At 67.3% G+C, this 10,489-nt stretch carries 12 protein-coding genes and 1 pseudogene; 10 read left to right on the top strand and 3 right to left on the bottom strand.

Annotated elements, in window-relative coordinates; genetic code table 11:
• Positions 1–73 precede the first annotated feature (73 nt).
• Positions 74–976, top strand: a complete 903-nt coding sequence (locus CQ047_RS05975) for a tyrosine-type recombinase/integrase (RefSeq protein ID WP_105673364.1) — start codon at positions 74–76, stop codon at positions 974–976.
• Positions 977–1,045: 69 nt separating this feature from the next.
• Here CQ047_RS05975 and CQ047_RS19050 read toward each other — a convergent pair whose 3' ends face one another.
• A complete protein-coding gene (locus tag CQ047_RS19050; protein ID WP_223586474.1) occupies positions 1,046–1,426 on the bottom strand; it encodes a murein hydrolase activator EnvC in 381 nt (126 codons plus the stop codon).
• A gap of 788 nt (positions 1,427–2,214) precedes the next feature.
• Here CQ047_RS19050 and rpsB point away from each other — a divergent pair.
• The 9 genes from rpsB to CQ047_RS06025 all read left to right on the top strand — a co-directional run bounded on the left by rpsB (position 2,215) and on the right by CQ047_RS06025 (position 8,902).
• The gene (rpsB, locus tag CQ047_RS05985) at positions 2,215–3,126 is read left to right on the top strand and encodes a 30S ribosomal protein S2 (protein WP_105673385.1); all 912 of its coding nucleotides are present in this window, start codon (positions 2,215–2,217) and stop codon (positions 3,124–3,126) included.
• A 50-nt stretch (positions 3,127–3,176) separates the two neighbouring features.
• The gene (gene tsf, locus CQ047_RS05990) at positions 3,177–4,004 is read left to right on the top strand and encodes a translation elongation factor Ts (protein WP_105673365.1); all 828 of its coding nucleotides are present in this window, start codon (positions 3,177–3,179) and stop codon (positions 4,002–4,004) included.
• A 91-nt stretch (positions 4,005–4,095) separates the two neighbouring features.
• Positions 4,096–4,812 (top strand): UMP kinase, encoded by a 717-nt coding sequence (gene pyrH / locus CQ047_RS05995; RefSeq protein ID WP_105673366.1) that lies wholly within the window; start codon positions 4,096–4,098, stop codon positions 4,810–4,812.
• Positions 4,813–4,879: 67 nt separating this feature from the next.
• Complete coding sequence (gene frr / locus CQ047_RS06000) at positions 4,880–5,434, top strand: ribosome recycling factor (protein ID WP_105673367.1); 555 nt, start codon at positions 4,880–4,882, stop codon at positions 5,432–5,434.
• Between the two features lie 6 nt (positions 5,435–5,440).
• Entirely contained in the window at positions 5,441–6,595 is a 1,155-nt protein-coding gene (locus CQ047_RS06005; protein ID WP_181155842.1) for a phosphatidate cytidylyltransferase, read from the top strand.
• Positions 6,595–7,173 carry a DivIVA domain-containing protein gene (locus CQ047_RS06010; RefSeq protein ID WP_105673368.1) on the top strand — a complete coding sequence of 193 codons (579 nt, stop codon included), beginning with the start codon at positions 6,595–6,597 and terminating at the stop codon, positions 7,171–7,173. Before CQ047_RS06005 ends, CQ047_RS06010 begins: the two co-directional genes overlap by 1 nt.
• A gap of 47 nt (positions 7,174–7,220) precedes the next feature.
• On the top strand, positions 7,221–7,889 hold the full coding sequence (locus CQ047_RS06015; RefSeq protein WP_223586471.1) for a transglycosylase SLT domain-containing protein: 669 nt from the start codon (positions 7,221–7,223) through the stop codon (positions 7,887–7,889).
• 9 nt (positions 7,890–7,898) lie between these two features.
• Positions 7,899–8,186, top strand: a complete 288-nt coding sequence (locus CQ047_RS06020; RefSeq protein ID WP_105673369.1) for a hypothetical protein — start codon at positions 7,899–7,901, stop codon at positions 8,184–8,186.
• The gene (locus tag CQ047_RS06025) at positions 8,183–8,902 is read left to right on the top strand and encodes an alpha/beta hydrolase (protein ID WP_181155843.1); all 720 of its coding nucleotides are present in this window, start codon (positions 8,183–8,185) and stop codon (positions 8,900–8,902) included. Before CQ047_RS06020 ends, CQ047_RS06025 begins: the two co-directional genes overlap by 4 nt.
• A gap of 7 nt (positions 8,903–8,909) precedes the next feature.
• On the opposite strand, the gene CQ047_RS06030 is transcribed toward CQ047_RS06025, so the two are convergent.
• Positions 8,910–9,959, bottom strand: coding sequence for an AI-2E family transporter (locus CQ047_RS06030; protein WP_105673370.1), 1,050 nt, complete (start codon positions 9,957–9,959; stop codon positions 8,910–8,912).
• 177 nt (positions 9,960–10,136) lie between these two features.
• Positions 10,137–10,489 (bottom strand): annotated as a pseudogene (locus tag CQ047_RS18805) (hypothetical protein); the annotation flags it as partial.

Consider the following 10,489-nt stretch of genomic DNA (forward strand, 5'->3'; position numbering starts at 1 on the left):
GAGCCGTGGTGAGCATGACGCCGAAGCGGCGAGGCTGAGCGGTGGTGGATGCAGGGCGGGGCAAGCTGTAGTCATGGAGTTCGCGGCGGCGGCGGAGACGTTCACCGAGCATCTGCAGCAGGTGCGTCGGCTGTCGCCGGCGACGGTGCGCGCCTATCGGTCGGACCTGCGTGACCTCGATGGCTCGTTCGACGGCGCCGATCTCGCGGCGGTCGATCTCGAAGTGCTGCGCGATTGGCTCTGGAAAGCCACGCAGAGAGGCGATGCGCGATCGACGCTCGCACGGCGCGCGGCGGCAGCCCGTTCTTTCTTCGCGTGGGCGCTCGAGCAGGAACTGATCGATCACGATCCGAGCCTTCGCCTCGTCGCGCCCAAGCGTGGGCGAACGCTGCCGACGGTGGCCTCTCAGGACGCGATGCGCGAACTCCTCGAAACGAAACAGGCTGCGGCGGTGAAGGGAGATCCGATCGCCCTGCGAGACCACGCGATCCTGGAGCTCCTGTACGGAGCCGGAATCCGCGTCTCAGAACTGTGCGGGCTCGACATCGACGATCTCGATCTCGACCGCGGCACCGCCCGTGTTCTCGGAAAGGGTGCGAAGGAGAGAGTGGTTCCGTTCGGGGTGCCGGCGCGTATCGCGGTCGCCGGCTACCTCACCCGAGCGCGTCCGTCGCTCCGTGCACGAGCCGAGACCACAACGCCCGCGGTGTTCCTCGGGGCTCGTGGGGCTCGCGTCGGACCCCGAGCCGTGTACTCGCTGGTCGCCGACGCGCTCGCCCCGTTCGTCGGGGCGGAGACCGTGGGGCCGCACGCACTCAGGCACACGGCCGCCACTCACCTGCTCGACGGGGGAGCGGACCTCCGCGCGGTGCAGGAGATCCTCGGGCACGCCAGTCTCGGCACGACGCAGATCTACACCCATGTGTCGGCCGAGCGTCTGACGGCGACTTATCGTCTGGCGCATCCCCGTGCGTGACCACGCCAGCACGTGAGCGGCTGCCTTTCTCCGACGCAATCTCGACCGCGTGCGGCGGGCCACCCCGGCCTAGAGCGGGGCGCAGCACGGAAGCAGCACCGCCCTGGGCACGTCTCCGAAGAGAAGCATCGGATTGATGTAGGCGCCGCCGAGCCGAACTCCGAGGTGCAGTGTGCCTGCGACCGCGTGCCCGCCGATCGCGACGGTCCCGATCGGCTGCCCGGCCGACACAACGTCTCCGGGGGACAGGTCTGACGTCAGCGGCTCGAAGGTCGACACGTAACCGCCGGGATGCTCGATCGTGAGCAGAGCACGGTCAACGACGATCCCGCGGAACGCCACGACGCCGTCTGCCGGTGCGTGAACGACGGAGCCGGGCGCGGAAGCCAGATCGATACCCCGGTGGCCAGGGCCGTACTCATGCGCGGGGGCGCGATAGGGAGCGGTCACCTCGTGCGCCCCGTCCAGCGGCCACGCCCACCGCGGATAGTCGCCGTCCGGATCCCCTGCTGAAACGAAGGCCCCGCTCGCAGACGCGACGGTTTGGCCTGCACGTGTGAGGGCCTCGCTCGCTGACGTGACGGCTTGGCTTGCAGGTGTGAGGGCACCGCTTGCAGACGCGACGGTTTGGCCTGCAGGTGTGAGGGTCTCGCTCGCAGACGCGACGGCTTGGACTGTAGCTGTGAGGACCCCGCTCATGGACCTGAGGACGGTGTTCCCTGTCGTGCGGATCCCGCTCCCAGGTGCGACCGGTCCACTGGCAGACATGAGGGACCCGCTGATCGGCGTGAAGACGCCGTGCGCGGGCGTGATCGCTCGGTCCGCTGACGCGAGCGCGTCGTCCGCAGGCATGTGCGAGAGCAGGAGCAGGGCGATGAGGAGAATGCTGGTGCCGAGGCGTTCCAGGGTGCGCATGAGCGTCATACTGCCCCGCACGGACAGAGACGCTGCGATGCAGATCGCGTACCGGACGGAAGCGGGGGAGAAGTGGCATCGGGTCTGCCGTCGTGAAGGAGGAGTGGAGGCGACGGCATCCTGTATGCTGAAGGGGCACCTCGAAATCGAGGTGACTACGCGTGCCCTGAGCGACCACTGCATTTCTGCGGAGGTCGTGGCATCCACTCCCACAGGTCCATCTCGCAAGAGGTGGCGGGCGTGTGTCGGGCACCAGGCAGTCCGATCATCCGATCGGCGATAACCTCAACGGCGCAGAACCGCGCCAGAACAAGGAGACGACCATGGCTGTGGTCACCATCCGCCAGCTGCTCGACAGCGGCGTGCACTTCGGACACCAGACCCGCCGGTGGAACCCGAAGGTGAAGCGCTTCATCCTCACCGAGCGCAGCGGTATCCACATCATCGACCTGCAGCAGTCGCTGGGCTACATCGACAAGGCGTACGACTTCGTCAAGGAGACCGTCGCTCACGGCGGCACCATCCTCTTCGTCGGCACCAAGAAGCAGGCGCAGGAGATCCTCGCAGAGCAGGCCACCCGCGTCGGCCAGCCCTACGTCAACCAGCGCTGGCTCGGTGGACTCCTCACCAACTTCTCCACCATCGCGAAGCGTCTCGCTCGCATGAAGGAGCTCGAGGAGCTCGACTACGAGAACCCGGCCGCTTCGGGCTTCACGAAGAAGGAGCTCCTCCTCAAGAAGCGCGAGCTCGACAAGCTGCACAAGTCGCTCGGCGGTATCCGCAACCTCACCAAGACGCCGTCCGCCCTCTGGGTCGTCGACGCCAAGCGCGAGCACCTCGCCATCGACGAGGCCAAGAAGCTCGGCATCCCGGTGATCGGCATCCTCGACACCAACGCGGACCCGGACGACTTCCAGTACCCGATCCCCGGCAACGACGACGCGATCCGCTCCGTCTCGCTGCTCACCCGCATCATCGCGGATGCAGCCGCCGAGGGTCTCCAGCAGAAGCACAACCCGGAGACGGGCGACGCCGAGCCGCTCGCGGACTGGGAGCGCGAGCTTCTCGAGACCCCGGCCGAGGAGACTCCGGCTGACGCCGCCGAGCTCGTCGAGGCCCCCGCGGTCGCCGCAGCCGACGAGGCCGGCGCCGAGGCGCACGACGAGGCCGTCGCGGTCGAGTCCGGCGAGGAGACCGCAGAGGTCGTCGCCGCCGAGGCAGCAGACTCCAAGTAATCCACGCGAACACCACGCACACACACCTACGAAGCAAGGAGCCACCACACATGGCCAACTTCACCATCGCCGACCTCAAGGCGCTGCGTGAGCAGCTCGGAACGGGAATGGTCGACACCAAGAAGGCGCTCGAGGAGGCTGACGGAGACGTCGAGAAGGCCACCGAGATCCTGCGTCTGAAGGGTGCCAAGGGCAACGCGAAGCGCGCCGACCGCTCCACCAGCGAGGGCCTCATCGTCGCCCGCGAGCAGGATGGCGCTGTGACGCTCATCGAGCTCGCCTGCGAGACCGACTTCGTCGCGAAGAACGAGCGTTTCATCGCTCTCGCCGACAAGGTCGCCGACGCTGCTGCCGCTGTCAAGGCGGACTCGGTCGAGGCGGCTCTGGCCGCTCAGGCCGGCGAGAAGAACGCCGAGACGATCATCTCGGAAGAGGCTGCGATCATCGGCGAGAAGGTCGAGCTCCGTCGCGTCCGCACCATCTCGGGCGACAAGGTCGAGGTCTACCTGCACCGCACGAGCAAGGACCTGCCGCCGCAGATCGGCGTCGTCGTCGCCTACTCGGGTGACGACGCGGAGACCGCTCGCAGCATCGCGCAGCACATCTCGTTCGCCAACCCGTCGTACCTCTCCCGTGAGGACGTCCCGGCCGACGCCGTCGAGAAGGAGCGTGAGATCGTCACCGAGATCTCCCGCAACGAGGGCAAGCCCGAGGCGGCTCTGCCGAAGATCGTCGAAGGCCGTGTGTCCGCGTTCATCAAGCAGGTCGCCCTGCTCGAGCAGGACTACGCGAAGGACAACAAGCTCTCTGTCGCCCAGGTGGCGAAGGACGCCGGTATCACCGTGACGGACTTCGCGCGCTTCAAGGTCGGCGCGTAGCACCGTCGAAGGGGTTCGGATCGTCTCGATCCGAACCCCTTCTTCATGCCCAAGAGGCACTATCTTGAATCGGGACGAGAGGACAACACCCATGACCGAACGCACCGGACGCCGCCGCGTCCTTCTGAAACTCTCCGGTGAGGCCTTCGGCGCCGGTCAGCTGGGCGTCAACCCCGACGTCGTCAGCCAGATCGCCCGTGACATCGCGGCCGCCGTCGATCGCGTCGAGATCGCGATCGTCGTCGGTGGAGGCAACTTCTTCCGCGGCGCCGAACTCAGCCAGCGCGGTATGGACCGTGGTCGTGCGGACTACATGGGCATGCTCGGCACTGTCATGAACGCCCTCGCCCTGCAGGACTTCCTCGAGCAGGCAGGCGCACCCACCCGCGTCCAGTCCGCGATCTCGATGACCCAGGTCGCTGAGCCGTACATCCCGCTGCGCGCGGAGCGGCACATGGAGAAGGGCCGCGTCGTGATCTTCGGCGCAGGGGCAGGCCTGCCCTACTTCTCGACCGACACGGTCGCCGCTCAGCGCGCGCTCGAGATCGGCGCCCAGGAGGTCCTCGTCGCCAAGAACGGCGTCGACGCGATCTACACCGCCGACCCGAACAAGCATGCCGATGCCGAGCGCATCGAGCGGGTCACCTACCGCGACGCGCTGCAGCGCGGCCTGAAGGTCGTCGACTCCACGGCGTTCAGCCTGTGCATGGACAACAACATGGATATGCGCGTCTTCGGCATGGAGCCCGCGGGCAACGTGACTCGTGCGCTGCTCGGCGAGCCCATCGGCACTCTCGTCACCGCCTGAGCGCCTCAGCGGGCTCAGAGCCCGCGACCGATAGAATTTTCAGAACACCCCGACGATAGGAGTCACCGTGATCGCGGATGTCCTCGCTGAAACCACCTCTCGCATGACGCGCGCCGTCGATGCCGCCAAGGAGGACTTCGCCACGGTCCGTACGGGACGTGCGAACCCCCAGATGTTCCAGAAGGTGCTGGTGGACTACTACGGCACGCCGACCCCGCTCGCTCAGCTCGCCTCGCTCGCGAACCCCGAGGCGCGTTCGCTCATCATCACGCCGTACGACAAGTCCGCGCTGAAGGCCATCGAGCAGGCGATCAGGGACATGCCGAACCTCGGCGCCAACCCGACCAACGACGGCAACATCGTGCGCGTGACGATGCCCGAGCTGACGGCTGACCGTCGCAAGGAGTACGTCAAGCTCGTGAAGGCCAAGGGCGAGGACGCGAAGGTCCACGTCCGCGGCATCCGTCGTAAGGCGAAAGACGAGCTGGACGCCCTGAAGAGCGAGCTCGGCGAGGACGAGATCGCTCGAGGCGAGAAGGAACTCGACGCACTCACGCGCCAGCACGTCGATCTGATCGACGACGCTCTCAAGCGCAAAGAGGCTGAGCTCCTCGAGGTGTGATCGGACATGTCCGACGATTCGCGCGAGGCCGTCGACGGCACGCCGCCGGGGCGCCGAGAGGCGCGCGGTTCGGCGACCCCGTCGGACGGCGTTCCGCTTGCCGATGAGGCCTTTCCGGCCTTCGACGCATCGAGCATCCCGCCGCGACCCTCGCTGCCCGCTCCCGTCCAGTCCGATGCTCTTCTGAGCACGGGGGAGCACAACGCGATCCGGGAGCAGTGGAGAGCGGCTCGCGATGAGCTGGGCAGCCACGTCTCCCATGCTCGTGACCAGCTCGATCAGGCGAACGAGCGGATCAAGCAGCGCAATGAGCGGATCAAGCAGCGCACCGGTCGGGACCTGATCCTCGCGATCGGAATCGGCCTCGCGTTCGGCGCAGCCCTTCTCGCCTCCCTTCTGTTCGACAAGGTCTACTTCGTGCCGCTGGCGCTGGCCGCCGCCCTTCTCGGGGTGTACGAAGTCACGCTCGCGCTGCGTGGTGCCGGTCGACGGATCGATCTGGCACCGCAGCTCATCGCCGCGGCTCTGCTGGTAGGCCCTGCCTACTTCGTCGAGATCTGGCTCGTCTGGGTGATGCTCTTCCTCGCCGTGGCCTTCGTGATCGTGTGGCGACTTGTCGCGCAGATGGTCGAGAAGGACGGGCGCACCTACGGGGATGTCCTCTCGGATGCCGTCATCGGCGGATTCGTCCAGATCTATGTGCCCTTCCTCGCAGCGGTGGCGCTGATCCTGCTCCGTCAGGAGGGTGGACAGTGGTGGGTGCTGAGCTTCATCGCGATCGCCGTCGCGGCCGACACGGGAGCGTACGCTGCCGGCCTGGCCTTCGGTAAGCACCCGATGGCCCCCAGGATCAGCCCGAAGAAGACCTGGGAGGGATTCGCCGGGGCCGTCGTCGCGTCGATCACCGCCGGCGTGCTCCTCGCGCTGTTCCTCCTCGAGCTGCCGTGGTGGGCCGGAGCGATCTTCGGAGTCGCCATCCTGCTGTCGGCCACTCTCGGCGATCTCGCCGAGAGCATGCTCAAGCGTGACATCGGCATCAAGGACATGAGCTCCTGGCTGCCTGGGCACGGGGGGCTGCTCGATCGCCTCGACAGCATCCTGCCGTCGACGATCCCCGCCCTGTGCCTCTACTTCCTTCTCTCTCCCTGGGTGGTGCTGTGATGGCTTCAGAAGATTCTCTCGCTCTCGACAAGACCGAGGCTCCGCCGGCGTTCTCTCTCGTCAGCGGACGGACCCGCGGGTACCACCGCGCTGCCGTCGACACGTTCCTGTCCGCGGCTCGCACAGCGTTCGAGGGCGGCGGTGACCTGACCGCGGCGGATGTCCGCGTCGCGTCCTTCCCTCTGGTGAAGAACGGCTACGTGGTGGCGGAGGTCGACGCGGCTCTCGGTCGTGTCGAGGACGCCCTCGCCGGACGCGAGCGCGACAGGGTCGTGCGCTCGCAGGGTGCGGGCGTCTGGGTCGAGCAGGCCCGCGAGGAGGCCCAGGTGATCCTGGATCATCTGGCGCGGCGCAAGCGTCATCGTTTCGCTCGAACCGGTGTGCTCACGTTCGGCTACCGGATCGACGAGGTGGACCACGTCGCCGCACGCATCGTTCGCTACCTTCGCGACGGTGAGGCGCTCACGGCCGAGCAGCTGCGCTCTGCCGCCTTCCGCATGCAGCGCGGCGGGTACCGCGAAGAGCAGGTGGATGCGCTCATCGATGCGACGGTCGACGTCATCCTGGCCGTTCGCTGAGAGTTCAGAGGCCCGTCTCAGAGATGACCGGTAGACTTCCACGCATCGTGAACTCCCGAAAAGACATGATCTCCGAACGAAACGACGTGACGACTGCTCCGGCATCCACGGCGTTGTCGTCGCGCACGGGAACCCGCGGACGTCGGGCGGCAGGTATCGTCGCCGCTCTCGCGGTCGTCGGATTCGCGGGCGCCATGGTCGCGCCGACCGGTATCGCGCTGGCCGATCCGCCCGCAGAGGCCGCGACCGAATCGGCGTTCTCGGCGGCCCTGGTCGACACGCAGAACCTCACCGTCACGGTCGAGGGTGCGACGATCGCTCCGATCGAGCGCGGCACCTTCTCGGTCTACGTGACCCCAAAGCCGACCCCGACGGCGACGGCGAAGCCGGCCTCGACGGGCGGCGGAGGGGGAGGTGGACCGCTCTTCTACACGGGCGGCGGCGCTCCCGCCGAGTGGATGTCGGCCGCAGGGATCGCCGAAGGCGACTGGGGATACGTCGACTACATCGTCTCCCGCGAGAGCGGATGGAATCCCAACGCGACCAACAGGAGCTCGGGCGCCTGCGGACTCGTCCAGGCTCTCCCGTGCAGCAAGGTCCCGGGCAACGGCTACGACCCGGTGGATAACCTGCGCTGGGCGACCGGTTACGCGACCGGCCGTTACGGCAGCTGGGCGGGCGCGCAGGCGTTCTGGTCGAAGAACCACTGGTGGTGAGCTCGGGTCATGGCCCGCTCACGAAAACGCCGTCCGGCGCGCCCTGACACCGACGACTCCCTCGATCGTCTGCTCTCCTCCTGGAAGCGCACCGAGGTGCGCCGCGGCGTCGAGTGGACCGTGCAGCCGGTCTCGGGCGCCCAAGCTCTGAAGGACTACATCTGCCCCGGATGCGGTCGCTCCGTCGAGGCGGGGACGGCTCATCTCGTGGCCTGGCGTGCAGACGGGGTGCTCGGCGATGCCGCCGACCTCGCTGCGCGCCGTCATTGGCATTCGCACTGCTGGAGGATTGCATGACCATCGAGATCCGTGGCCCCCTGGAGCTGCCGGCGGCGCGTGAGGACATCGTCCTGCAGACGGCGGATGGTCTCACTCTCGTTGGCGAACTGGCTCTTCCCGAGGCGCATGCGCCTGTCGCGACGCTGGTGACGCTGCATCCGCTCCCGACGGCCGGCGGATTCATGGACTCCCACATCCTCCGGAAGGCGGCCGCCCGTCTCCCCGCGCTCGCGGATCTCGGAGTGCTGCGCTTCAACACGCGCGGGACGACGTCGCCCAGAGGAACGAGCGACGGCGCGTTCGACGGCGGAGCGGCCGAGCAGTTCGACGTCGCTGCCGCGATGGACTTCGTCCGCGAGCGCGCTCTTCCCCGTCCCTGGCTGGTCGGCTGGTCGTTCGGCACCGAGCTCGCGCTCAAGTACGGCCGAGAGCACGACATCGAGGGCATCATCCTGCTGTCCCCACCGCTGCACCGCGCCACCGAGGCGGAGGTCGCCGCATGGGCGGAGACCGATCACGAGGTGGTCGTCCTCGTTCCGGAGCTCGACGACTACCTGCGCCCGAAGGAGGCGGCGGACCGATTCGCGTCGATCCCTCATGCCCGGCTGATCGCCGTCGAAGGCGGCAAGCACCTCTGGGTGGGGGAGAGCCAGACGAGGCGGGTCCTCACGGAGATCGTTGCGGCCGTCAATCCTTCCGCGCTTCCGCTGGCCACGCACTGGCCGACGGACTGACGACGGATCAGCGTTCGTTCATCCGGGGGATCAGCACCTGCCGGTAGATGATCAGGACGCTCGCGGCCACAGGGATCGCGATGAGGGCGCCGAGCAGGCCCAGGAGGCTTCCACCGGCGAGAGCGGCGACGACCACGACCGCACCGGGGACCGATACCGCCCGACTCATGATGCGCGGCGAGATGATGTACGCCTCGATCTGCATGTAGATGAGGTAGTAGATGGCTGCGGCGATCGCGGTCGCGGGGGAGCCGAGGCCGGGGATCAGGCACGCCAGCACGATGATCGTCGATCCCGTCAGCGTGCCGACGAGCGGGATGAGAGAGAAGAAGAAGGCGACGACGGCGAGGACCGCGGTGAACGGCGCCTGGATGATCGAGAGGAAGATCATGCTGAGCACGCCGTTGATCGCGCCCTGCGCGACCTGACCCATGACGTAGTACCCCACGGAGTCCGTGATCTGCTCGGCGAGGTCGATGAAGCGCTCGCGCTTCGACGCCGGAGCGAGCTGGTAGACCGCCCGCTTGAGTGACGGGGTCGACGCGGTGAGGTAGATGGTCAGGATCAGCACGATGAACGCGCCGAAGAGCCCGCCGAGGATCGCCCCGCTGGCGGCGATCACACCCTGGCCGATCTCCGCGAGATTCGTGTTGAGCCAGTCCTCCAGGTAACTGAAGACCTTGTCCACATCCAGATTCGGGAAGGTGGCGACGATCCAGTCCCGCGTGTCGTCGATCAGGTTGCTGCGCTGCACGATGGCCGTGATCTGCGCGACGAGCTCGGAGATCTGATCGACCAGCACCGGCAGGACGATCAGGACGATCCCGGCGAAGACTCCGAGCACGGCCAGGATCGTCACGAGGACGGCGAGCCAGCGGGGGAGACGGCGCCGCTCGAGGAAGGACACGAGCGGGTCGAGGCCGAGGCTGAGGAACAGTGCGGTGCCGACGTAGAGCAGGATCGTCGACAGATTCTGCAGGCTGCCGATGAGCATCACGCCCAGACCCACGCCGAGCGTCGCCACGAGGGCGGTGCGGAACGGGTTGTGGATCTTCATCGGAGCTCCTCGGGAGAATCGGCTGAAGCAAGGCTATCGAGCAGAGCCCTTCCGGACGCTCCCGACGTGCCGTGGAGCCGGTCCGCCGACGCCCTCGTGGGCAACACACAGGAGCGTTCGCTAGGCTGGAACGTCGAGTGTTGCGATTCGGACGGATGTCCGAGGCGCGTGAGGAGACTATTCGTGCGTTTCGTATGGGCCGTCGTGGCCTTCGTGCTGGCCACGGTTCTGATCGGTGCGGGCATCGCACAGCGAACCATCTTCCTGGGTCCCGACTCGCAGCAGACGACGGTCAAGGTCGAGGAGCCCGCTCCGTTCGTGATGCTGGACGGTGACGTGGTTGTACGAGGTGTCGGCGAGCCAGGCCTTCATGTCGGCCGTACGACCGTACGCGGCGAAGATGTCTCCGCCTCCCTGCACGATCAGCGTCTGCATCCCTGGGTGCTGGCGCAGCACGTCACCGTCCAGCATCACGAACGGAGCGGGCTCCTCGACCTTGACCGTCGTCTGCTGCGAGTCGGGACCCAGGA

The sequence above is a fragment of the Microbacterium sp. MYb72 genome (assembly GCF_002979415.1).
In the GTDB taxonomy this organism is placed as follows: Bacteria; Actinomycetota; Actinomycetes; order Actinomycetales; family Microbacteriaceae; genus Microbacterium; species Microbacterium natoriense.